The sequence below is a fragment of the Fictibacillus barbaricus genome (assembly GCF_014635025.1).
Classification (GTDB): domain Bacteria; phylum Bacillota; class Bacilli; order Bacillales; family Fictibacillaceae; genus Fictibacillus; species Fictibacillus barbaricus.
The window spans coordinates 727274-750663 of the sequence record NZ_BMCE01000002.1; the positions used below are offsets into that span (position 1 = coordinate 727274).

The following is a 23390-nucleotide window of genomic DNA, read 5'->3' on the forward strand; positions in this document are numbered from 1 at the left end:
CCTTTCAAACACACTAAAAAGCCCCTTCACGAGGAAGGGGCACCAAAATCGTCAGTTCCGCTTCCTCTTATCTCTCAGTCTGATCAAATAGACTGCAAGAATTAGCACCGTTTTCAGCTAGATCAATAGCTGAATGGTTGCCGGGTTTCATCGGGCTAGTCCCTCCACCTGCTCTTAATAAGAGTGCAAATTGTTAGAATATAATTTTAATTGTGATTATGACAGTCCAATTATGATCTGTCAACCCTAACTTTTTTATAACAGTTTTGTAATTCGGTCAGCTGCTTCGATCAAACGTTCTTCTGAAGTTAACAGTCCTGCCCGGACGTATCTGTCTCCTTCCTTCCCAAATCCGATTCCTGGGGCAACAACAACATGCGCTTTTTCTAAAAGATAATCTGCGAACGTTTCAGACGTATACCCTTTTGGAACAGGCAGCCAGCAGAAAAAGGATCCTTTTGGCGCTTCCACACTCCACCCATTCTCATTAAGGCGGCCAATAAAAGCATCGCGCCGCTTTTCGTATGTCTGAACAAGCTCATCTACACAGTTCTGAGAGCCGTTAAGCGCCTCTGCTGCTGCATGTTGAACAGCACCGAACAAACTGACATAAAAATGATCTTGCAGAAGGTTTATAGATTCAATAACCTGCTCGTTTCCTACAGCAAAGCCTACACGCCATCCGGCCATGTTGTAGGTTTTAGACAGGGTATAGATCTCAATGCCTACGTCCTTTGCTCCTTCAACTTCTAAAAAGCTTACTGGTTTTTTACCTTCAAATCCAATTGCTCCATACGCAAAGTCATGACAAACTAAAATATCGTGTTTTCTAGCAAGTTCAATTGTTTCTTCAAAAAACGGTTTTGTCGCAACCCCAGCTGTAGGATTGTTAGGGTAATTTAAAAACATTAGTTTAGCAGCTTGAAGCACTTTGTCTGATAGCTGATCATAACGCGGCAAGAATTCATTCTCTTTACGAAGGGGCATCGTTTCCATTTTTGCTCCAGCCATAGCGATCCCTGACCAATAGTCGGGATACCCCGGGTCAGGAACTAGCGCAACATCACCAGGATTTAAATAACACTGCGATAGTTCTACTAAACCTACTTTTCCCCCAAAAAGTACAGCTACTTCTTTTTCAGGATCAAGCGTTACGCCGTATTCTCTTTTATAAAAATCAGCTGCAGCTTGTTTAAGAAAATGATGTCCTCGAAAAGGAGAATATTTATGATAATCAGGGTTATCCGCACCTTCTTTTAATGCTTCAACAATGTGTTGAGGTGTAGGCTGATCCGGGTTGCCTTGTCCAAGATTAATAACATCATAGCCTTGCTCTGCATAGCGAGATACTTTTTTTACAAGCTTCGCGAAAAACTGCTCCGGGAGTTTCCCCATCACTTCTGCCTGCTCAAAACGTTTCACGTCCATCACTTCCAGTCTAATTTGAATGTTCTTGAAATTCTAATCAGTTATGTTATACGCTTAAGTAAATTCTGTAAAGACTTTTTTACACTGTGGGGGTATAGTTTATGAAAATTGCTTGTATTCAAGTTGATGTTCATTTCGGCAATCCTGATAAGAACTATGAAAATATTGAAAATAAAATACGTGATGCAGTTAGTAAACAAAATGTAGACACTATTATTTTGCCAGAGCTTTGGGATACGGCGTATGACCTTTCCCGCTTAAATGAGATCAGCGACAGCAACGGAGAGAGAGCAAAAAGCTTACTGAGCAAACTTTCTAAAGAGTTTGCCGTTAATATCATTGGTGGTTCGATAGCCTGCCGTGAGGGCAACGGTATTTACAACACCTCTCTTAGTTTCAATCGAAAAGGAGAGCATATTGGGACCTATTCTAAAGCTCATCTGATCACACTTATGGAAGAAGAAAAGTATATCTCATCTGGAAAAAATAGCAGTATGTTTAAGATAGATGGAATCTTATCAACTGCAGCTATCTGTTACGACATCCGTTTTCCAGAATGGATTCGTGCACCTTTCCTAAAAGGCGCTAAAATTTTGTTCGTTCCTGCCCAATGGCCGATACAACGTCAAACCCATTGGAGAGCACTTCTTATGGCACGTGCTATTGAGAACCAGTGCTATGTTATAGCGTGCAACCGTGTTGGCCAAGATCCAAATAACACATTTGCCGGACAGTCCATGATCGTTGATCCTTGGGGGGATATCATCGCTCAAGGTTCTTCGGGAGATGAAGAAATTCTTTTTGCAGATATTTCCCCGGAGCTGGTGGAAGAAGTGCGTGCAAAGGTTCCAGTATTTAACGACAGGCGAACTGATCTTTACTAATTTTTTCTAAAATTTTCTGTTGACAGACTTCTTTTCACGTTGTAGTATAACGATTATGAATTGCGTGAATATTATCACGCTTTAAAAAGAATCGAATAATTTGGTCTCTTATCAAGAGCAGGTGGAGGGATATGGCCCGATGAAACCCAGCAACCGACCGTAATACCATTGTGAGATGGGGCGCCCGCAACATATGGGGAGCCGCTGATAAAACAGCGTATGGCACGGTGCTAATTCCAGCAAAACTTGATTGTTTTGCTAAGATAAGAGGCGCGGATAACTGTCATTCCGAGCCTCTTTTCTTATACGAAAAGAGGCTCTTTTTATTTGTAAAAACATTCCGGGGGGGAACAAACAATGAGTGTACAAATAAAACCTACATATGAACCTTTAAACGAGGTAACAGTTCTTGAAGTAGTAAAAGCATTAGATTTCTTTGAAGAAGCTGCACTTAGCCACTTACATGTTAAAGAAATAGGAGATGGTAATTTAAATCTTGTTTTTCACATAGAGGATCAAGCTTCTAAGAAGGCTCTGATTGTTAAACAGGCACTTCCATATGCAAAAGTAGTTGGTGAGAGCTGGCCGCTTACGCTTGACCGTGCGAGAATCGAAAGCGAAGCACTTCTGAAAGAAGCTGAATCTGTACCTCACTTAGTACCAAAGGTATATTATTCAGACCGAACATTAGCAGTAACGGTTATGGAAGATCTATCTGATCACCTCATCCTTCGAAAAGGCTTTATCGATGGACACACGTATCCTGCCTTAGCTGAGGATATTGGAACATTTACAGCCAAGACCGCCTTTTACTCAAGTGATTTTTATCTGCATCCATTTGAGAAAAAAGAACAAGTGAAGCGCTTTTCAAATCCTGAACTCTGCAAGATTACGGAAGACTTAGTGTTTACAGATCCATTCTTTAACCACGATACTAACGACTATCCTGCTGAACTGCAGAGTGAAGTCGATAAAATCTGGAATGATACAGAGTTACTTAGAGAAGTTTCTAAGCTGCGGTTCTCTTTCTTATCAAAAGCAGAAATCCTGCTTCACGGGGACCTTCATACAGGAAGCATCTTCGTTAAAGAAAACTCTACTAAAGTGATCGATCCTGAGTTTGCTTTCTATGGACCTGCAGGTTTTGATATTGCTCACTTTATTGCAAATTTAGCCCTTAATTATTTGTCACAAAACGCACATGCCAAAGAACCTTTTAACCGAGAGTCTATTCAATTATATTTACTGCAAACGATTGAAAAATCTTGGGATACGTTTACAGAAACGTTCACACAATTATGGAACGAAAAATCGACTGATCCTTATGCCCATGTAGATGGTGTTTTAGAAAACTTCTTACAAAAAACGTTCCAGCAAGCGATTGGATTTGCTGGCTGTGAAATCATCCGCCGAACAATTGGTCTTGCACATGTTGCAGATCTGGATACCATCCAGCAGAAAGACGTAGAGCTGTTTTATAAGAAAAAGGCCTTGGAACTTGGAAGCAAATTGATTAAAAATCAACGGAATATCACAAACATTACAGAACTGACTGACTGGATTAGAGGTGCTTAATTAATGACTGTAGCTGAAAAATGGGTGCCTTCTGTACGTTACAGAGGCGACCACTTGCTTATTTTAGATCAACAACAACTTCCCCATCACACGGTTTACTTGAATGTTACAAGTATTGGACATGTATGGGACACTATTTCAAAACTGAAGGTTCGCGGAGCACCAGCGATTGGAATCACAGCTGCTTTTGGTCTTGCCCTTTGGAGCAACACTGTAAAAGAAGATGATCTTTCTATTTTTCTATCAAAACTGAAAGAACAACGAGATTACCTCGCCTCGTCTCGCCCTACTGCGGTTAACTTATTTTGGGCAATCGACCGTGTGGCTGCAGCGGCACAGTCTGCAACATCAGTAGATGATGCGAAAAAACGGATTGAATCAGAAGCTCTTCACATACAAGAAGAAGATGAAAATACATGCCGGAAGATCGGTGAATATGCGTTGTCCCTTTTACAAGACGGTGATGCGGTTATGACCATTTGCAACGCTGGAGCTATCGCAACGAGTAAATATGGAACAGCTCTTGCACCCTTCCACCTAGCAAAAGAAAAAGGCTGGACCTTGTCTGTTTACGCAAACGAAACCCGTCCTGTACTTCAAGGATCTCGTTTAACAGCTTGGGAGCTTCAAGCAAATGACATCGATGTAACCCTTATTACCGATAACATGGCTGCTCATACGCTCAAAACTAAAAATATCAAAGCTGTTATCGTCGGCTGTGACCGTGTTGCTGCTAACGGGGATACAGCCAACAAAATCGGTACATTCGGTTTAGCTCTTCAAGCACGAGCATTAGGTATACCCTTTTATGTCGCTTGCCCTCTCTCTACCCTAGATCTGGTTACGGCAAGCGGTTCAGACATTCCGATTGAAGAACGGCCAGAAGAAGAAGTGACACACATAAATGGTGTTCGTATTGCACCTGAAGGAATTAAAGTATTTAACCCAGCATTCGACGTTACGCCAGCAGAATATATATCAGCGATCATTACGGAAAAGGGTATCATCAAGGGCAACTATACGAATGAACTGCCAAAGCTAAAGGAGGAACACAAGTGAAACCATACAAAGTAGTAGCAACAGCTTTCTTAACAGCATCCCTTCTTTTAGCGGGATGTACGAGTGAACAAGATGCACTTTCCAGTAAAACAGAAACAAAGCCCGCATCAGCGACCGAGTCAAAAACAAAAGAAACAAACCAAGCAGCTGCATCAAGTGAAGTTCCAGAGCAGCTTCAAAAACCTTTAAAGATTGCTTCCATTAATCAATTCTCGATTGGAACGTTTTCTTCTCAATATATTAGCGGTGTGAAGAAACAGGTTGAGAAGTTTGGCGGCGAGGTTCAAATCTATAATGCTGACAATGATCTTTCCAAAATGGCGGCATATGTAGAAACAGCAGTTAACCAGCAAGTAGATGGCATATTGATCGACCATGGACGTGCTGATGCAATTGCACCAAGTGTTAAGAAGGCGGTTGAAGCAGGCATCCCTGTTGTCGCATTTGACAGTGATATTAGTATTCCGGGTGTAACCGTGATCGACCAGGATGACTATAGCCTTTCATGGAATGCTTTGCGCAGCATGGCACAAGACTTGAACGGAAAAGGCGAGATTGTTTATGTTTGGGTAGGCGGATTCACTCCGATGGAACGCAGAAATGTGATGTATGAAGCATTTAAAAAGCGTTATCCTTCTATAAAAGAAATTGCGCGGTTTGGTAACGCAAGCCAAAATACGGCTCTAGATACACAATCACAGATGGAAGCGCTTCTCCAGAAATATCCGAACAAAGGTGATATCGATGCGGTATTCGCACCTTGGGATGAGTTTGCAAAAGGTGTAACGCGTGCGATTCAGCAGGCTGGCCGTGATGAGATCAAAGTGTACGGGATCGACCTCAGTGATGAAGATCTGCAGCTGATGCAAGAACCAAACAGCCCTTGGACAGCAACAGCTGCGACTGATCCTGCCGATGTAGGAAAGCTGCAGGTGCGTTTTCTCTATCAAAAAGCAGCTGGTGAAGAAACACCTCAAATCTATAGCGTTCAGCCGCATCTTGTTGAAAAAGAAGATCTGCCGAACACGAAAGTATCTATGAGTGAGATCGGTAAATATGTGGATGGTTGGGGTAAATCAGATGCTGCTACTTCACCATGGATGGAAAACTTAAAGAAGGCGAATCAAAAATGACCATACTTTCATTAACTTCTATACAAAAGTCGTTTGGCGATCAAACCGTACTTAAAGGAGTGGACTTTACCGTGAATAGCGGTGAGGTCCATGCTCTTTTAGGGGCAAATGGTGCAGGAAAAAGTACGCTGATGAAAATATTATCAGGTGACTATGAAAAAGACGGCGGCAGCATCACCTTAAATCAAAAAGAGCAGTACTTTAAAACTCCTGCTGATGCAAAAGAAGCAGGCATTGAAATGGTTGTACAGGAAGTGGATACAGCACTTGTACCTTCTTTAAGCATTGCAGAGAACGTGACGATGAATGCATTTATTACGGGACCAGCTTTCTTTTCGTGGAGAAAACGGAATAAGCGGGCTGAAGAACTTTTACAAAGAGTAGGCTTGAAGCTGGACCCTTCCCTTCCCCTCTCCCAATGTTCGTTAGCTGAAAAACAGCTAGTGCTTATTGCGAAAGCATTATCTCGTGAGATTTCGTTTATTATTCTAGATGAACCGACTGCCGCCTTAAGCACGAAAGAAGCAGATCATCTTTTCAGCGTACTGCGTGATCTGCAAAAACAAGGCGTTGGGATCATCTATATCTCGCATCGTTTGCCTGAAGTGATGGAGTTATCAACCAAGATAACGGTGTTAAAGGATGGGTTTGTAACGCTTCACAAAGATACTTCTTCCTGTTCCTCTGAAGAAATCGTTCGGGCAATGTTAGGAAATGAACTGGTAGAACTTTTAAATGATGAAGAAGAACGGGTATTGGGTAATCCCCTTTTAGACGTCAATAACTTCAGAGTACCTACAACAAATGAAACGCTCTCATTTTCGATTAGAGAAGGAGAAATTGTAGGAGTAGCCGGATTAGTCGGTGCTGGTAAAACTGAAACAGCCCGAGCTCTTTTTGGTGCCGATCCATCTAATGATCCTGTTTCTATTAAAGGGAAAAAGATAAGAATTACGAGTCCTCAAAAAGCGATCTCTGCAGGCATCGGCTTCGTTCCCGAAGAACGCCGTAAAGAGGGGATACTCGTCGATTTTAATGTTGTAGAAAATTTGACTCTTCCTGTATTAAAGCAGTTTACAAAATTTGGATTTATCCAAAAGAAGCGTGAACGAACTGAAGCGGAAAAGTGGATTAAGCAACTGGGGATAAAAACGCAAAAATCCACACTTCTTCTTAACTATCTCAGCGGTGGTAATCAGCAAAAAACAGCAATCGGAAAATGGCTTCTTAATGATGGTGATATTTACATTTTTGATGAACCGACAAAAGGTATCGATGTGGGTGCAAAACAAGATGTGTTTCGGTATATCAAGGAGCTCGCACGAAATAAAAAAGGCATCCTTTACTTTACGAGTGAGATTCAAGAACTGCTTGCCTTCTGTGATCGAATCCTTGTTATGTATGATGGAAAAATTGCGGGTGAACTGAGCAAAGAAGAAGCAACAACGGAAAAAATTATGCACTATGCAACAGGAGGTCATTATGGCACAGTACGTTCATAAAGAACAGATAGAAAAAGAGAACAATCGAACAAAATATACATTTCAGGAAAAGGTATTTCCATTCCTGTACCGCTACGGAACACTTATTGTCATTCTGCTGACGGTTATTGGATTCAGCCTCGCTAATGACAAGTTTCTAAGCTATCAAAACTTTACCGATATTCTGCGATCGGTCTCTATTATTACACTGTTAGCAATCGGTGTTACCATCTCATTGATTGTTGGCGGTTTTGACCTTTCTGTTGGATCTACAGCCAGCCTTGCTACTGTTACAAGCGCTGCTTCTCTTGTATTGTATCGTCAGGAAACGATTATCGCTATCTTAATTCCTATTATAATCGGGCTGTTGGTTGGTCTATTAAACTCCTTTTTCGTTGTAAAAGTCAGGCTTCCCGATCTGCTTGCCACACTTGCAGTAATGTATATTATTAACGGCCTTCATCTGACATTTACTAAGGGCTTTTCTATCTACAACAACATGCCTTTAACAGAGGGTGGAACAGCACCTGGGGTATTCCTTCCTTCGTTTCTATTTATTGGTCAAGGAGAAATCATCTCCGTTCCGGTACCTGTTATTATTATGCTGATCGCCGTTATAGTAGTTCATATCATTCTTCAGCAATCTCGTTTTGGAAGATTGCTATACATTACAGGGGGAAATGAAGAAGCGGCGCGCTTATCTGGTGTACCTGTTCAACGTTATAAAATGTATGCTTATCTCCTATCTGCCTTTTTTGCAACACTAGCTGGTATATTATTAGCAGCTCGAATAGGTACCGGCCAAGTTTCAGCAGGCGCTCCTCTTTTAATGGACGGTGTTGCAGCTGCATTTATCGGTTTCTCCGTATTTGGTGCAGGGAAGCCGAATGTGATCGGAACGTTTGTTGGAGCTGTTTTAATCGGAATCCTGCTTAACGGACTCACCATGTTAAATGTTCCTTACTACGCACAAGATATTGTAAAAGGATCTATCTTAATTGGTGCGCTGGCATTTATGTACTATGACAAGAAAAAATAATAAACAAAAACAGCACCCTCGCTTTTAGGAAGTGCTGTTTTTTACTGTATAGAAATTTGTAATAAACTGCTCTGCGTCATATGCAGGCATCGGTTTACTTATAATGTACCCTTGAGCCATATGACAGCCATATTCTCGAAGCAGCTTCATCTGTTCAAACGTTTCAACACCCTCAGCCACAGTAGACAGGGATAGTCCTTCACACATCATAATAATCGCTTTAATAATTGCTGCGTCACTGGTATTAAAATAATCATCGCTTAAATGTCTAATAAAGCTTTGATCGATCTTCAATGAGTCTACCGGAAAGTCTTTTAAGTAACTAAGAGAACTATAACCTGTTCCAAAATCATCAATGGATAATTGAACACCAAGTTCTCTTAACTCACGCATAATGCTGATGCTATACTGCACATTTTTAATCATCGTGCTTTCTGTCAGTTCTAAGTGAAGATATTCTGCAGATAATCCAGCCTCTTCAAGTGCTTCTTTTACTTCATATACAAACGATAACCTTTGGAATTGTCTGCCTGAAACGTTTACAGAAATTGATAGATGAGTTGCTCCACCGTCATGCCATTTTTTGAGCTGTTTACAAGATTCAAACAACACGAATCGGCCAATTTCGTCGATCAGACCAATCTCTTCAGCTAACGGGACAAACTGTATAGGAGAAATGAGTCCCAATTCAGGATGATTCCACCTGATAAGCGCTTCGAACCCTATCACTCTCTCTGTTTTCAAACAAAATTGCGGCTGAAAGTACGGTTCCAGTTCCCCTTTTTGAACAGCTTTTCGCAGATAGCCTTCCAGTTTAAGGCGCTCTAATGTAAAAGCGTTCATCTCACCTGTAAAAAATTCCCGTTTTCCCCGCCCTTTTTCTTTTGCTTTATGAAGAGCAGTATCTGCATTCTTAATTAGAACATCAGCACTCGTACTATCATTTGGGTAGATACTGATCCCGATTGAAGTACTGACCGTATATTCTTGTCCATCCAAATAGATCGGCATCTTTAAGGCTTCTGTAATCCGGTTTGCAGTGTCGATCACATCATCCGGTTTATCAATCGACGTTAGAATCAATGTAAAGAGGTCACCGGCAAAACGGCATAACAGATCTTGGCTATTGATTACTTGCCTTAATTGTTTACCTACATGTTTTAAAACCACATCACCAATATGATGACCAAAACTTTCATTAATGATTTTAAATTGATCAATATCTATAAACATCACAGCTAGTTTACTTCGTGAATGATCGCTTTCAGCTATTAACTCACGCAGTCTCTTCTCAAACATACTTCTGTTCGGTAAACCAGTAAGAGAATCATGAAAAGCTAATTGCTCGATCTCCTCTTCAGCTTTAAGCTGCCACGTAATATTCTTTCCTATACCGTACACCCCGACAACTTTTTGATTTACTACGATTGGAATGTTCGTAATGCTGCTTAATAGCTGGCTGCCATCCTTTCTTTTGATGCTTGTAACAAACGTCTGGGGTTTATCATATACGGCAAGCCTAAAATGTTCAATAACACGCTTATGATCTTCTTCACTAACAAATTTTAGTGCGTGGGCTGAAAGCATGTCCTCCTTGGAGAATCCAAGAGTTTGGACGAGTGCATGATTTACACTCGTAATATAACCCTTCATATCCATGGAATAGATCATATCAGGATTATGATCAAATAATGATTTGTAACGCTGTTCAGATTCTAAAAGATTACTAGTAAGCTCTTCCATCTCTTTAGTATTCATTTGTATTAAATGAGATAGTGCTAACAGTTCATCACTCTCTTTTATATATCCAGCTATAGTGGGATTGGTTTTCATGCTTACACCTCATCTGCCAAGGAAACGTAAAATCTTGAAATTGCCTCGCTCTCATTAATATCGGTGTACAGTCAGCTTTCTTTACACTATTAACGATTAGTTATTTTTATCCAATAAAAAAACCACCTGCGATGCAGGCGATTTTTTTCTTCTTATCCAAGTACGGCATATCCATAAAACAATACTAATAATAATGAAACCCAGAAAAACACCCAGTTTAACAAACGGCCTTCGCCACGTTTTTTTTGAACAAGGATGATTTCCATCAAACCTATCATGATAATACCCAGCGTGCCTTTAATAATGATCGGTCCTTTATTTACAATACCTGGGTCTGTTAAGTAACCAGCAAGCAGGTGTCCACCTGTAGCAAGGATGGCTAAGTACAAAACGCGTAAGATCATGTGAAAAATTTTAGATTTTTTTTCGGCATTTTTTTTGTATAACATATACGTTACAAAAAACAAAACTAACCCCAGAAACCATGAAGTAACATGAGCATGAATCATAAATATATCCTCCTATGTATAATTCTCCATATTACTATACCACGAAGTCACTAGTACTAGGCAATTAAAAGGATTACCCCTGTAAAGTAAGCACTTTCATTGTTATAATAGCAATGTGAGAAATCTTGCAGAATAGAGGTGTTTCCTTTGAAACAGACAGAAACGAAAAATACGGAAACTGTAATTTCTAAAACGGAACAGTATGGTGCACAAAACTACCACCCGCTTCCAATCGTTATTTCTAAGGCAGAAGGGGTTTGGGTAACAGATCCTGAAGGAAACCGCTACATGGACATGCTTAGTGCATACTCTGCGGTTAACCAAGGGCACCGCCATCCAAAGATCATCCAGGCACTAAAAGACCAAGCGGACAAAGTTACTTTAACTTCCCGTGCATTCCACAATGATCAACTTGGCGACTTTTATGAAAAAGTATCCAGCTTAACAAAAAAAGACATGGTATTACCAATGAACACAGGAGCTGAGGCTGTTGAGACAGCCATAAAAGCTGTTCGCCGCTGGGCTTATGATGTTAAAGGTGTTGCGAATAACCAAGCTGAGATCATCGTTTGTGAAGGGAACTTCCATGGCCGTACGATGACAGCTGTCTCTATGTCATCAGACCCTGACTATCAACGTGGATTCGGTCCAATGCTTCCTGGTATTAAGATTATCCCATACGGGGATCTTGAAGCTTTGAAAGCTGCGATTACACCTGATACTGCTGCATTCATCTTAGAACCAATCCAGGGTGAAGCTGGAATCGTTATTCCTCGTGAAGGGTTCTTAAAAGAAGCGCTTGAAGTATGTAAAGCTGAAAATGTTCTTTTCGTTGCTGATGAAATTCAATCTGGACTAGGCCGTTCAGGTAAAATGTTTGCTTGTGACTGGGAAGAAGTCGAGCCGGACATGTACATTCTAGGTAAAGCACTGGGCGGAGGCGTTATGCCGATCTCTTGTGTAGCAGCAAACCGTGAGATCCTTGGCGTATTCAACCCTGGTTCACACGGGTCTACATTTGGTGGAAATCCGCTTTCTTGTGCGGTTTCAGTTGCTTCAGTTGAAGTGCTCGTTGAGGAGAACTTGGTTGAGCGTTCATTAAAGCTTGGTGAGTACTTCTTAGGCGAGTTAAAAAAGATTGATAACCCAGCGATCAAAGAAGTTCGCGGAAAAGGCTTGTTCATCGGAGTCGAATTGAACGAACCAGCTCGTTCTTATTGTGAACGTTTAAAAGAGCAAGGATTGTTATGTAAAGAAACACACGAGAACGTAATTCGTTTCGCACCGCCGCTTATCATTTCTGAAGAAGATCTGGATTGGGCGATCGAGCGTATTAAAAACGTACTTTCTGTGTAAAAAGGAAGCTGACTCTTGGATGGAGTCAGCTTTTTTCATTATTTGTCAAAAATCCGTGATATAGTTCGTTTTTTCCGTGATCAAAGTCACTATTCACGTGATTCTCATCCATTTTTACGTGATTAAGCAATATTTTTCCTTGATCAGCAAAAACCTCCACTTGTAGATCTACGAACACGCAACATAAAAAAAGAAGCAGCATCTGCTGCCTCCTTTCACTTCTCCACTACTACAACGCCTTCACCATACCACCATCAATCAACAGAGACTGTCCTGTAATATATGTGTTAGCTCCAGAGCACAAGAACACGACCATCCTGGCGAATTCTACCGGCTTTCCATAACGTCCTAGAGGAATTCCGCTTTCCATTCCTGCTTTTACCTCTTCAGCCGTCAATCCCTTTTTATCAGCTACCATCTGATCGAGTTCACCTATACGATCTGTTCCAATTCGTCCTGGACCAATCGTATTGATCAAGATCCCGTCTTTCCCCAATTCTTGAGAGAGGCTTTTAGACAGACCGTTGATCGCTGTACGGAATGTATTCGATAGAATAAGTCCGTCGATCGGCTGCTTAAAGGATGAAGACGCAATGTTCACGATGCGTCCCCCTCCATTTCTTCGCATATTTGGCGTGACCGCTCGAACGGATCTCACCAGACTCAAAAGGGTTAACTCAAACGCACCCTGCCAATGTTCATCCTCAAAGTCATTGAACATACCAGCAGGAGGTCCGCCAGCATTGTTTACTAAAACATCAACGCTGCCAAGCTTTTCAACCGTTTCTGCGACTAATTCGTCGATCTCGTTCCGCTGGGTAATATCACATTTTTTATAATGAACCATTGCTCCCGTTTCAGCTTTGATCTCTTCAGCTGTTCTGGACAGCTGCTCTTCATCACGGCTTGTAAGCATGATGTTTGCGCCTTCTCTGGCAAATTCGAGTGCACAAGCTTTCCCGAGCCCTTTACTTGAAGCAAGAACTAATACATTTTTTCCTATTAATCCTAAATCCATTTATATTCACCCGGTTCCTTAAAAGTTGTTTTATAAGACGAAGCTTACATATTTCGTTTCAAGATAAGCTTCCATTCCTTCAGTTCCACCTTCACGTCCGAGTCCACTCTCTTTCAGACCGCCAAACGGTGCTTGAGCTGCAGACGGGACACCATCGTTCCAGCCGATGATTCCATAATCTAAACCTTCAACTATTTTAGTACCTTTTGACATGTTTTCTGTATAAACGTATGCTGCTAATCCAAATGGACTAGTGTTCGCAAGCTTGATACCTTCTTCGACCGTATGAATTTTATGGATAGGAATAACTGGTCCAAACGTCTCTTCATTCATAATGAGCATATCTTGTGTTACGTTCTTCAACACTGTAGGCTCATAATAATAAGCTCCGTTCTCTGCTTTTCCTTTTCCGCCTGTCACACACTCTGCTCCGCCCGCAACTGCGTTCTCTACATGCTCAGAAATCTTTTCGTAACCGTCTTTATTAATGATCGGTCCGATATCCGTCCCTTCTTCAAGCCCGTTGCCAACTTTTAGTTTCTTAGCCTCTGCAGCAACTAGTGCAACAAATTCGTCGTACACGTTCTCATGCACATACACACGGTTAATGCAAATACACGTTTGACCAGCATTACGAAACTTGGAAGCTACGATTCCAGCCACTGCTTTTTTCAGATCTGCATCATCCAGTACGACTGCAGGGGCATGACCGCCTAGTTCCATGGATACATTCTTTACCGTAGCTGCACTTTGCTCGATCAGTTTTTTTCCGATTTCTGTGGAACCGGTAAATGTTACTTTTCTAACTTTTTCACTATCCATAATCGCTTTTCCGATCACCGAAGAGGATCCAGTTACTAGATTGATAACACCTTTCGGAAAACCGGCTTGGTCTGCAAGTTCGACTAATTTAATAGCTGTTAATGGAGTTTCTTTAGGCGGCTTCACAATAAACGTACAGCCGGCCGCAAGTGCAGGACCCAGTTTTCTCGTGATCATGGCAGCTGGAAAGTTCCAAGGCGTGATTGCTGCAACAACTCCTACAGGCTGTTTCAACACTTGCATTCGTTTATTTCCAGCACTTGAAGGAATGGTTCTGCCATATATCCGTTTTCCTTCTTCTGCGTACCATTTAATAAAGGATGCAGCATACATGACTTCACCAACTGATTCTTTTAAAGGTTTACCCATCTCAAGTGTCATCAGTTCTGCAAGTTCTTCTTTTTGTTCGATCATCAAGTCATGCAGTTTCATGAGGTATTCAGCTCGTTCATAGGCAGTTAGCTTTGACCAGTCAGAAAAAGCTTCATGTGCCGCATCGATTGCAGCATCCGTCTCTTCTTTTCCGCAAGACGGCACTGTTCCGACAACTTCACCGTTTGCAGGATTAAATACCTCTATTTTTTCAAGAGAGTTTCCTGTCCAAGTTCCGTTAATATAAAGCAGCTTTTCCATGTGAATTCCTCCTCTATGTAACTAGTTAATTCGGCGTCATTCTACTATTTCATTACGAAGTGTCCCGATTCCTTCTATTGTAATTTCGATTACGTCTCCACGTTTTAAGAATACAGGCGGCTTCATGCCCTTTCCTACTCCAGCAGGTGTTCCTGTGGCAATAATATCTCCTGCTTCGAGCGTCATTCCTTTAGAGAGCTCAGCAATGATGGTTGGAATGTCAAATATAAAATCAGAAGTGTTGCCCTCCTGTCTCACTTCCCCATTTACCTTCGTCAGGATAGAAAGGTTCTCAGGATTAGGTACTTCAGAATGGTGGACAATCCAAGGTCCCATCGGACAAGTTCCATTTAAGCTTTTGCCGAGTAAAAATTGCTTATGTTTCTGCTGAAGATCACGAGCCGTTATGTCATTAATGATCGAATAGCCAAACACGTGATGCATCGCATCTTCTTTTGTAATACCTGTACCCGTTTTTCCAATAATGATTGCAAGCTCACCTTCATAATCAAGTTGTTCCGTTATAGAAGAATGACTAGGGATTCCTGTCTCATGCCCAATCACGGAAGTGGGCGCTTTAGAAAATACCATTATATCTTCAGGGATATCCGCTTCACTTCCCATTTCGATCGCATGATCACGATAGTTCTTACCGATACAGAACACATTTTTAGATGGCCGAGGAATAGGGGCTAACAGGTTAACTTCATTCGTTGAATATGTATGATTTCTTGCTTCCTCTGAACGAGCAAGTTCTTCAATCCGAGTCAAAAAGTCCTCCCCGCTTATAATTCCTTCGAGTAATGAAGCAGGAAAGTCTTTTTCCATGCTAGCCGCAACTTCTGTTACATTAATAACCTGTTCTGCCCTTACAACTCCAATAAAAGGCTTATCGATATTAACTGCCGTAACCAATTTCATTCTATTCTGATTCCTCCTTCTAAACGCTTACATTGTAATTAGTTCTACTATATCTTGTTCATGTTAGCACCGTAAAGAAATTTGCTGTATCGCGAATCAATACTAGTTTTTGCTTCGTTTCAAAATATGGTAAAATAGTATGTCATCTAAAACACCCGTTAATATCGGGTACGATAATGAGGTTATAAAAAAATGAAAACAGTACTAAGTACGTTAAATGCTAAATATATACACACATGTCTTGCTTTGCGCTATTTAAAAGCTTATAGCGAGCCGGAATTTCCCGTAGTGATTCGAGAATTTACGATAAAAGACCCTTCACTTAATATCGTCACTGATCTTTATAGCCAAGACCCTGATGTTCTCGGTTTTAGCTGTTATATCTGGAACATTGAAGAAACGATTAAGGTTATCCAAATGTTTAAGAAAATAAAGCCAGAAACAAAGATTGTCTTAGGGGGGCCTGAAGTTTCATACGATGTGGCGCATTGGCTGGATCGTATCCCAGAAGTTGATTTTATCGTAGTGAACGAAGGTGAAGAGACGTTTAAGCATCTATTGACTCAGATTCAAAACAATGCTGGATATGAATCCGTGGCTGGACTTGGCTTTCGAAAAGATGGAAAACCAAAGATTAACGGTCCACGTGAGAAACTAGACTTAAAGACAGTTCCATCTCCGTTTCGTTTCGAGGAGGATATAGCATCACTGTCAAAACGAATAACCTATTTTGAAACAAGCCGTGGGTGCCCATATTCATGTGCCTTCTGTTTATCTTCAATTGAAGTCGGCGTCCGATATTTTGATCCGCAGCTTGTTAAAGACGATTTGATCTTTTTAATGGATAACGGTGCGAAGATAATTAAGTTCGTAGATCGAACATTCAACATTCGCAGAGATTATGCGCTCGATATGTTCTCTTTCTTAATTGAAAACCGAAGACCGGGTGTTGTTTTTCAGTTCGAGATCACGGCTGATATTATGCGGCCGGAAGTTATTGAATATTTAAATGAACATGCTCCAAAAGGCTTGTTCCGTTTTGAGATCGGTGTTCAATCCACGAATGATGCAGTTAACGAACTTGTTCAGCGGAGACAAAATTTTGAAAAGCTTACACGTACGGTTACGACAGTACGTGACGGAGGAAAAATCGTACAGCATTTAGACTTGATCGCTGGTTTGCCAGAAGAAGATTACAATTCGTTCCGTAAAACGTTCAACGATGTATTTGCTTTTGGTATCGAGGAAGTTCAATTAGGTTTCCTAAAAATGCTGAGAGGAACAGGACTGCGACTTACAGCTGAAAAGCATGACTATGTCTATATGGATCACTCTCCATATGAGATTCTTGGCAACAATGTGTTAACCTTCGATGAGATTATCCGGATCAAGCAAGTAGAAGATGTTCTCGAAAAGTATTGGAATGATCATCGAATGGATCATACGGTAAAATACTTGATCCAGCACGTGTTTGAATCACCATTTGATTTCTTCCAGGAATTCGGTACGTATTGGGAAACACGTGGCTGGTCCAGAATCGGACATCAGTTAGAAGATTTGTTCACCCGCTTGATCGGCTTTTTGCGAGAATCGGCTCCTGAGGCACTGCCAGTTGCCGAAAGCTTGATGAAACTTGATTATTTAGAACGGCAGCAGTTTAAGCCTCGTAAACCGTGGTGGGAAAACACGCAAAATAAAGAAGAGAATTCACGAATCCTGTCTATGCTTGCTCAATTCCCTGAAGTGATCGATGGCTTCCCTTCCCTTTCTGAAAAAGATATTCACAAACACGCATTTGTTACGGAAACGGCGATCGATCCATTGTCAGACGAACTGCAGCCCCACCAGGAAAATGATTACTTGCTGATTGCTTTATTTGATCCGAAACAGCAGAGCACTAAAATTTTCACAGCCTCAAAATCATCTCTCCAAACAAAAAGGGACGCGTAAATCGCATCCCTTTTTTATTATTTTTTTAGAACAGGCTGTCCAGAAACAAAAACCGGTGAAGGGTTTAACACGATGGCTTGACCTTTTTTAAGTCCCTTTTTAATCTGGACATCCTCTTTTTGTTGTATCCCCGTTGAAACTTTCATTTTATATATTTTATTTTTTACAATTGTTAAAACATAGGTACTTCCGTCATCTTTAAGAATAGCTTGTTGTGGTACGCTGACTGCATTTTCAGCCAGCTTTTCTGTCACAAAGATTTTTCCCGTTTGACCTTCTGTCCAGGCAGCTTCACCTTCAACTAAAACAGTCATCTTAAACTTCTTACTTTCTTCATTTGGCAATACCGTTTGAACCGTTCCGTTTACCTTTTTTGTATCAGAAGACATGATTACGACCGAATCTCCTGTTCTAACCATCGATGCTATATTTTGTTCGATTTCTGAAACCAACTCGAAATTCCCTTGACCAACGATAGTTAAAAGCGGATCCTCACTGCCAATACCATTCACTTCAGATACGATGCCATCTGCAGGGCTTTTTATCGAAAGAGCTTCAAGTTGTTTTTCTAACTCTGCTATCTCTTCATTAAGAACAGAACTTTCATTCTCAGCGAGATCACTCTGAAGTTCAGCTTCTGCCAACTGCTCTTGAATCAGCACTTTTGCATCTGCACTGTCTTTCTCATCATCAAAACTGGATATTTCACTTTGCCATTTCGTAACTTGACTAGAGAAATGATCAGCGCGCACATCTGCAGCTTCTTGGTCTCTCTTTAATTCTCGGATTTCCTTTTCGATCTCTTTATTCTCATACGTAATAAGAGTCTGACCAGATGTAACGGTTTCACCTTTTGCTACGATTATTTCCTTTATATGACCAAGTGAATGGTTTTGATATATATTAAACGTGTTCTTTGATTGTGCAACACCCGTAACTTCGTGTTTTTTTACAAAATCTTTTTGTGTAGAAACGCCAGTCTCCATTCTAGGAGCTTCAATAGCTGCAGACTCTTTTTTATCAAAGATCATAACGTTCATCACGATAAGGAGAACAACCATCAAAGCTGCTGCGATCCATTTTAGTCTGTTCATCTGCTTGTTTCCCCCTTAAACCAATTGTCCGCTAACGAGTGCAGCGTATAACGAAAAGATACAATTAAAAAATAAAGAAAAGCCGATTGTTACGATTAAACAATATTTCTTCTCTTTATAAGACAATTGACGTAAAGCAAAATACACAACAACCGTTCCCCATATCGTAAACACATTAATTAAGTTTAAAAGCTCTTGCCAAAAACCATGCTTAAAAAATAACACACCAGCAAAACCAAAACCTAACGGCTGAACTACTTCTTCAGCTCCCGTCGCAAACTGCAATGGCAGTTCAAAAAGAAGTCCCAATAAAAACAAGATATAAACAAAGCTCATAACATAAAAAAGAGCTTTATAGCCGATATCACGGAAGAAAAAATATAAAAATAACGTACCAGACTGTATGGCTACTAACGGAACGATTAATCCCCATACCCCGCCAGCTAAAGATAACAAATATCGAAGAAGGTCTTGTTCCGCTCCAGAAAGTTTTGCTGCTTCTACAAACGCAAGAGTCTTGAACGAGGGAAAAGCTGCAAAAAAGGATAGTGCATGAAGCAGTCCGCTAACCGCTAAAATAGCTAAAAATCTGATCCAAAACCCCTCTTTTTCTTTCCACTCTTTGTATAACGAAAAATATGTATAAGGCTTAGTTAAAGCAGGAATAATTTGTGCTCTTCCTGTCATGAGGCCTCCTCCTTCTCTTTCTTTATCTGTCTATGTTATCACAAATTTTTACTCATAATGACAATTTCTGAGTCAATTCATGAAAAATAGTCCCATATCCGCATAAAGGCATGATTTAGACAAAAACTAATCTAAATTATTGCGAATCGGAATGAGGTTCATTATGACTTTTTTTAAAAAACCTAAAAAGCTTAAGCAAATAATTGCCTCTGTTCAAAAGGAAGACAAAACCGAAACTTACAACGAGGTTGGAGAAAGTCAAATAGAGCAAAAGCAAACCATAGAGGATATTGTAGCTCAAATCAAGGAGCCGTTTGCTTCCACTGAAGACCTTATTACACAATGGATAGAACTGCCTTCTGACGATTCCCGTGTGGCCCTGCTTTATATTGAGTCTATTATTGATAGAAAGCTTATTCAAGATCAGATCTTAAACCCGCTTTTTGAGTTAAGTAATGAAATCGGCATGGACTCGCTCAGAAAAATGGGGAAACTTGATTTAACAAAGCACACGGACATGACAATGGCTCAATCTTTGCTTTTACAATCACATACCCTTGTTTTCACTGAAGATACGGCATGCTTTTATTCTGTGTCTACTCCGGTTGATACGAAGCGTGATATTACTGAACCAGATAATGAAACCATTTTAAGAGGAGCACATGATGGATTCATAGAAAACTTGTCCATCAACCTTGCTCTTATTCGAAAGCGATTGAAAACCCCTAAATTAAAAGTAAAGTATTATAGGGTTGGAAAAGAAACACACACAACAATTGCGGTTGTTTATGTTGATAACATCGCTAACCCTGATTATGTAAATGAGGTTGAAAACAGAATTAAATCAATAGAGGCTGATGGTATCTATGCCCCAGGGAACCTAGAAGAGAGCATAGAAGACAGACCGTTTAGTTTTTTTCCGCAAATGGTAAGTACAGAACGTCCAGATCGTGTGGCAGCAAATCTCATGGAAGGCCGTATCGCCTTAGTTTATGACACGTCACCCACTGCACACATCATGCCTGTTAACTTTTTCACCTTCTATCAATCCGTAGATGACTACAACAATAGATGGATTATCGGTTCTTTTTTCCGTCTAATTCGTCTTTTTAGCTTTTTTATAGCGATTGGGCTGCCAGCTGTTTACATAGCAACAGTTTCTTTCCATTTTGAAGTAATCCCTTTTGGACTTATCCTCCTGATCAAGAGTTCACTTGAGGATATTCCATACCCTCCCCTTTTTGAAGCGATGCTGATGGAGTTAACGATTGAATTAATACGGGAAGCATCCATCAGACTTCCTACCAGGATCGGTTCAACGATTGCGATCGTTGGAGGACTTGTAATCGGTGATGCAGTAGTTAAGGCAGGTCTCGTTTCAAACCTCATGATTATAATCGTAGCCGTTACAGCTATTGCGGCTTATATAGTACCATCCAACGAAATGAGTGCCGCTGTACGAATTCTGCGTTTCCCATTTATGATTGCAGCAGCAACGATGGGCTTTGTGGGGATCGTATTTGGATTCATGATTCTGCTCTTTCATTTGTGCAGACTGTATACATTTGGCGCACCATACTTTGCTCCCATTGCACCATTAAGTTTGAAAGACCTAAAAGACTCTATCATCCGAGCACCTTTCTGGGTTATGAACCGAAGGCCACAAGATCTAGACGCTCAGAAAAGAAGTCTAGACAACCAAGTGCGAAAGTGGGAAAAAAAGTCATGAACAGCCACAATATTACACACAGACAATTGTTTTTTTTGATTGTTCAAACACAAATAGGAGTAGGAGTCCTTTCCCTGCCCTACTCTTTGTTCTCAAAAGCAAAAGTAGACGGCTGGATTTCTCTGATACTTGCAGGTATCCTAATTCAATTCTCTTGTCTTGCCATTTGGAAATTGTGTGCGAGGTTTCCGCAAAAAACGATTTTTGAAATTCTCCCTAAAATTATGGGTAAAAATCTCGGAATGGTATTTAATATTATTTACACATTGCATTTTGCGGCCATCTCTATATTGTTATTAGCTATGTACAACAACATCGTAGGTAAGTGGATCTTATTCGAAACACCCCACTGGGTAATTATTTTTATAATGGCATTCTCTGGCTCTTATTTTATAACAAGCACTCCAAGGGAACTTGCCCGATTTTATACTCTTGTTACCCCTCTTTTGCTCGTACTGCTTGGTTTAATTTTATATGCTTACACAGATGTTCATTTTTTGTACCTTTTACCGGTTGGACAAGCAGGTCTTTCGAATATCCTAAAAAGCTCTTCAGATGCTGTTGTCGCATTATTGGGATTTGACGTTGCACTTGTTTTTTTGGCTTATACATCCGGTTCAGCCAACAAAATGTTAAAAGCTATTTCATTCGGATCGCTTTGTGTAACATTGGTATACCTTTTTATCGTGGTAACAACTTTCATCTATTTCAACCCCTTGGAAATTATCATCATTCCAGAACCCGTGTTATACATGTTAAAAGCATTTTCATTCAGTATTATTGAACGAACAGATTTAATTTTTTTATCCGTATGGATCATTTCCGTTGCGACGTCATTTATCAGTTATTTGTTTGTTGTCGCTAAGGGTGTACAAACACTTTTCAAACTGCAGAATCATCAATCTGCTGCACCGTTTATTGCTTTATTTTGTGGTTTGATCGCTATCATTCCTAACGAAAAACTTGAGATCGCTGCATGGAATAAATATGTCAGTTTAACATCTTTGTTTTTTTCAGGTATATCACCTATCCTGTTTTTGCTGATTGCCGTAATAAGGAAAAAGAACGAGAAAGGAACAGCTTCCTCATGAAAAAAGTTACTTATCTCTTACCCATACTTTTTCTTTTAACAGGCTGCTGGGATCAAACAATGCTGAACCAAACAAAGCTTATAACAGCTGGCGGATTTGATTATACAAAAGATGATAAAGTTATTGGGACTGCAGCTGTTCCTCAGGCAGTTGCAGTTGAAGCAGGCCAAAGCAAGGTGGCGGATCTAATTTTTTCCTCAACTGGTTTTACGGCACGTCAAACCAGACTGCGGTTAGATCGAAAGGTTACTGAAAGATTAGAAGCATCAAAAAATCAAGTTGTTGTTTTTGGCGAAAAGGCAGCCAAAAAAGACATCTATCATTTATTGGATGTATTTTACAGAGATCCGAAATCAGCATTAAATGCAAAATTAGCTGTTTCTAAAGGAAGAGCTGCAGACGTAATCAGTACTAAATTCGAAGAAACCAAGACTTCTACAGGGGTTGGAGAGTATCTGCGAGACTCCATTATAAGTGCTGAGGAATCGGCTACTGTACCAAAAGAAAACATACAGACGATATGTCCTCTCATGTTTGATCCTGGCCAAGATTTTGCTCTTCCTTATTTAGAACCTATGGGAGATAAGATCAAAACGGTGAAAGTAGGTGGAGTAGCTCTTTTTAACGGCCATAAGATGGTTGGAACGATAAAAGAGCCTTTGTCCGTAGTCTACACGATGATGACTGGAGAATCATCTACTGTATTTATGTCTACGACAAAAAAAATATCGAACAAAAAAAATCAGAATGTTTTAAACTATGCCACCATAAAAGTTCAAAAAAACAAAAGACATTTTAGTGTAAAGGTTTCACCAACAGGAGAAATTTCTGCACAGATAAAACTAAAAACAAAAGTAGTTGTAACAGAGTACCCACCTGATAAATTAAGCTCGCCTACGGAGATAGAAAAATTGGAAAAAGCTTTATCAAAAAGATTATCAAAAGATGCTCAAGAAGTCATAAACAGACTGCAAAAAATGAACAGTGATCCATATGGTGTGGGAAGAAAAATGATAGCATTCCATTACCCGACATGGAAAAAGTTAGACTGGGCAAAAGAATATCCAAAAACAAAATTTACTGCTTCAATCGATGTTAATATTGTCGATAGCGGAATTATTGAATAAAAAAGGATTCAAGGAAATCTC

20 protein-coding genes and 2 riboswitches are annotated in these 23390 nt (G+C 40.3%); of the genes, 11 read left to right on the plus strand and 9 right to left on the minus strand.

The genetic code is table 11. From position 1 onward, the window contains the following. Window positions 1–64: 64 nt before the first annotated feature. Window positions 65–184, minus strand: a riboswitch (SAM riboswitch). A 71-nt stretch (window positions 185–255) separates the two neighbouring features. Then, window positions 256–1422: a pyridoxal phosphate-dependent aminotransferase gene (locus tag IEV52_RS13100; RefSeq protein WP_268234775.1), complete on the minus strand. Its 1167-nt coding sequence runs from the start codon at window positions 1420–1422 to the stop codon at window positions 256–258. 107 nt (window positions 1423–1529) lie between these two features. Between IEV52_RS13100 and IEV52_RS13105 the strand changes: the two genes are divergently transcribed. The 6 genes from IEV52_RS13105 (at window position 1530) to IEV52_RS13130 (ending at window position 8599) form a co-directional block, all read left to right on the plus strand. After that, on the plus strand, window positions 1530–2312 hold the full coding sequence (locus IEV52_RS13105; RefSeq protein ID WP_188402970.1) for a carbon-nitrogen family hydrolase: 783 nt from the start codon (window positions 1530–1532) through the stop codon (window positions 2310–2312). A gap of 105 nt (window positions 2313–2417) precedes the next feature. Further along, window positions 2418–2582: riboswitch (SAM riboswitch) on the plus strand. 87 nt (window positions 2583–2669) lie between these two features. Further along, on the plus strand, window positions 2670–3887 hold the full coding sequence (gene mtnK, locus IEV52_RS13110; protein ID WP_188402971.1) for an S-methyl-5-thioribose kinase: 1218 nt from the start codon (window positions 2670–2672) through the stop codon (window positions 3885–3887). Between the two features lie 3 nt (window positions 3888–3890). Further along, window positions 3891–4946, plus strand: a complete 1056-nt coding sequence (gene mtnA / locus IEV52_RS13115) for an S-methyl-5-thioribose-1-phosphate isomerase (protein ID WP_188402972.1) — start codon at window positions 3891–3893, stop codon at window positions 4944–4946. Next, on the plus strand, window positions 4943–6079 hold the full coding sequence (locus IEV52_RS13120) for a sugar ABC transporter substrate-binding protein (protein ID WP_188402973.1): 1137 nt from the start codon (window positions 4943–4945) through the stop codon (window positions 6077–6079). Before mtnA ends, IEV52_RS13120 begins: the two co-directional genes overlap by 4 nt. Further along, complete coding sequence (locus IEV52_RS13125; protein ID WP_229754282.1) at window positions 6043–7581, plus strand: sugar ABC transporter ATP-binding protein; 1539 nt, start codon at window positions 6043–6045, stop codon at window positions 7579–7581. The genes IEV52_RS13120 and IEV52_RS13125 overlap by 37 nt, the downstream gene beginning before the upstream one ends. Next, on the plus strand, window positions 7559–8599 hold the full coding sequence (locus IEV52_RS13130) for an ABC transporter permease (RefSeq protein ID WP_373869436.1): 1041 nt from the start codon (window positions 7559–7561) through the stop codon (window positions 8597–8599). The genes IEV52_RS13125 and IEV52_RS13130 overlap by 23 nt, the downstream gene beginning before the upstream one ends. A gap of 24 nt (window positions 8600–8623) precedes the next feature. Here IEV52_RS13130 and IEV52_RS13135 read toward each other — a convergent pair whose 3' ends face one another. Both IEV52_RS13135 and IEV52_RS13140 read right to left on the minus strand, forming a co-directional pair. Beyond that, window positions 8624–10432 (minus strand): EAL domain-containing protein, encoded by a 1809-nt coding sequence (locus IEV52_RS13135; RefSeq protein ID WP_188402975.1) that lies wholly within the window; start codon window positions 10430–10432, stop codon window positions 8624–8626. A gap of 152 nt (window positions 10433–10584) precedes the next feature. Continuing rightward, the gene (locus IEV52_RS13140; protein WP_188402976.1) at window positions 10585–10941 is read right to left on the minus strand and encodes a YisL family protein; all 357 of its coding nucleotides are present in this window, start codon (window positions 10939–10941) and stop codon (window positions 10585–10587) included. A gap of 147 nt (window positions 10942–11088) precedes the next feature. Between IEV52_RS13140 and IEV52_RS13145 the strand changes: the two genes are divergently transcribed. After that, on the plus strand, window positions 11089–12297 hold the full coding sequence (locus tag IEV52_RS13145) for an ornithine--oxo-acid transaminase (RefSeq protein ID WP_188402977.1): 1209 nt from the start codon (window positions 11089–11091) through the stop codon (window positions 12295–12297). 25 nt (window positions 12298–12322) lie between these two features. On the opposite strand, the gene IEV52_RS13150 is transcribed toward IEV52_RS13145, so the two are convergent. From IEV52_RS13150 to IEV52_RS13165, 4 genes are read right to left on the minus strand one after another with little or no spacing between them, the layout of a single operon-like run. Beyond that, window positions 12323–12499 carry a hypothetical protein gene (locus IEV52_RS13150; protein WP_188402978.1) on the minus strand — a complete coding sequence of 59 codons (177 nt, stop codon included), beginning with the start codon at window positions 12497–12499 and terminating at the stop codon, window positions 12323–12325. Window positions 12500–12526: 27 nt separating this feature from the next. Beyond that, entirely contained in the window at window positions 12527–13315 is a 789-nt protein-coding gene (locus IEV52_RS13155; protein ID WP_188402979.1) for an SDR family oxidoreductase, read from the minus strand. Window positions 13316–13345: 30 nt separating this feature from the next. Further along, window positions 13346–14770, minus strand: coding sequence for an NAD-dependent succinate-semialdehyde dehydrogenase (locus tag IEV52_RS13160; RefSeq protein WP_188402980.1), 1425 nt, complete (start codon window positions 14768–14770; stop codon window positions 13346–13348). Between the two features lie 36 nt (window positions 14771–14806). Further along, window positions 14807–15691, minus strand: a complete 885-nt coding sequence (locus tag IEV52_RS13165) for a fumarylacetoacetate hydrolase family protein (protein ID WP_188402981.1) — start codon at window positions 15689–15691, stop codon at window positions 14807–14809. A 192-nt stretch (window positions 15692–15883) separates the two neighbouring features. On the opposite strand from IEV52_RS13165, the gene IEV52_RS13170 reads away from it, so the two are divergent. After that, window positions 15884–17641, plus strand: coding sequence for a B12-binding domain-containing radical SAM protein (locus tag IEV52_RS13170; RefSeq protein ID WP_188402982.1), 1758 nt, complete (start codon window positions 15884–15886; stop codon window positions 17639–17641). Between the two features lie 17 nt (window positions 17642–17658). Here IEV52_RS13170 and IEV52_RS13175 read toward each other — a convergent pair whose 3' ends face one another. After that, window positions 17659–18735: an efflux RND transporter periplasmic adaptor subunit gene (locus IEV52_RS13175; RefSeq protein WP_188402983.1), complete on the minus strand. Its 1077-nt coding sequence runs from the start codon at window positions 18733–18735 to the stop codon at window positions 17659–17661. A gap of 15 nt (window positions 18736–18750) precedes the next feature. Further along, window positions 18751–19422, minus strand: coding sequence for a hypothetical protein (locus tag IEV52_RS13180; protein WP_188402984.1), 672 nt, complete (start codon window positions 19420–19422; stop codon window positions 18751–18753). A 163-nt stretch (window positions 19423–19585) separates the two neighbouring features. Here IEV52_RS13180 and IEV52_RS13185 point away from each other — a divergent pair, with 163 nt between their 5' ends. From IEV52_RS13185 to IEV52_RS13195, 3 genes are read left to right on the plus strand one after another with little or no spacing between them, the layout of a single operon-like run. Further along, complete coding sequence (locus IEV52_RS13185; protein WP_188402985.1) at window positions 19586–21151, plus strand: spore germination protein; 1566 nt, start codon at window positions 19586–19588, stop codon at window positions 21149–21151. After that, window positions 21148–22242 carry a GerAB/ArcD/ProY family transporter gene (locus IEV52_RS13190; RefSeq protein ID WP_205724010.1) on the plus strand — a complete coding sequence of 365 codons (1095 nt, stop codon included), beginning with the start codon at window positions 21148–21150 and terminating at the stop codon, window positions 22240–22242. The genes IEV52_RS13185 and IEV52_RS13190 overlap by 4 nt, the downstream gene beginning before the upstream one ends. After that, entirely contained in the window at window positions 22239–23369 is a 1131-nt protein-coding gene (locus tag IEV52_RS13195; protein ID WP_188402987.1) for a Ger(x)C family spore germination protein, read from the plus strand. Before IEV52_RS13190 ends, IEV52_RS13195 begins: the two co-directional genes overlap by 4 nt. Window positions 23370–23390: the final 21 nt, after the last annotated feature.

Coding starts and splice junctions, on each gene's coding strand:
- IEV52_RS13105 (WP_188402970.1), top strand. CDS start 1,530: ATGAAAATTGCTTGTATTCAAGTTGATGTTCATTTCGGCAATCCTGAT.
- mtnK (WP_188402971.1), top strand. CDS start 2,670: ATGAGTGTACAAATAAAACCTACATATGAACCTTTAAACGAGGTAACA.
- mtnA (WP_188402972.1), top strand. CDS start 3,891: ATGACTGTAGCTGAAAAATGGGTGCCTTCTGTACGTTACAGAGGCGAC.
- IEV52_RS13125 (WP_229754282.1), top strand. CDS start 6,043: ATGGATGGAAAACTTAAAGAAGGCGAATCAAAAATGACCATACTTTCA.
- IEV52_RS13135 (WP_188402975.1), bottom strand. CDS start 10,432: ATGAAAACCAATCCCACTATAGCTGGATATATAAAAGAGAGTGATGAA.
- IEV52_RS13140 (WP_188402976.1), bottom strand. CDS start 10,941: ATGATTCATGCTCATGTTACTTCATGGTTTCTGGGGTTAGTTTTGTTT.
- IEV52_RS13150 (WP_188402978.1), bottom strand. CDS start 12,499: ATGCTGCTTCTTTTTTTATGTTGCGTGTTCGTAGATCTACAAGTGGAG.
- IEV52_RS13155 (WP_188402979.1), bottom strand. CDS start 13,315: ATGGATTTAGGATTAATAGGAAAAAATGTATTAGTTCTTGCTTCAAGT.
- IEV52_RS13160 (WP_188402980.1), bottom strand. CDS start 14,770: ATGGAAAAGCTGCTTTATATTAACGGAACTTGGACAGGAAACTCTCTT.
- IEV52_RS13165 (WP_188402981.1), bottom strand. CDS start 15,691: ATGAAATTGGTTACGGCAGTTAATATCGATAAGCCTTTTATTGGAGTT.
- IEV52_RS13170 (WP_188402982.1), top strand. CDS start 15,884: ATGAAAACAGTACTAAGTACGTTAAATGCTAAATATATACACACATGT.
- IEV52_RS13175 (WP_188402983.1), bottom strand. CDS start 18,735: ATGAACAGACTAAAATGGATCGCAGCAGCTTTGATGGTTGTTCTCCTT.
- IEV52_RS13180 (WP_188402984.1), bottom strand. CDS start 19,422: ATGACAGGAAGAGCACAAATTATTCCTGCTTTAACTAAGCCTTATACA.
- IEV52_RS13185 (WP_188402985.1), top strand. CDS start 19,586: ATGACTTTTTTTAAAAAACCTAAAAAGCTTAAGCAAATAATTGCCTCT.
- IEV52_RS13190 (WP_205724010.1), top strand. CDS start 21,148: ATGAACAGCCACAATATTACACACAGACAATTGTTTTTTTTGATTGTT.
- IEV52_RS13195 (WP_188402987.1), top strand. CDS start 22,239: ATGAAAAAAGTTACTTATCTCTTACCCATACTTTTTCTTTTAACAGGC.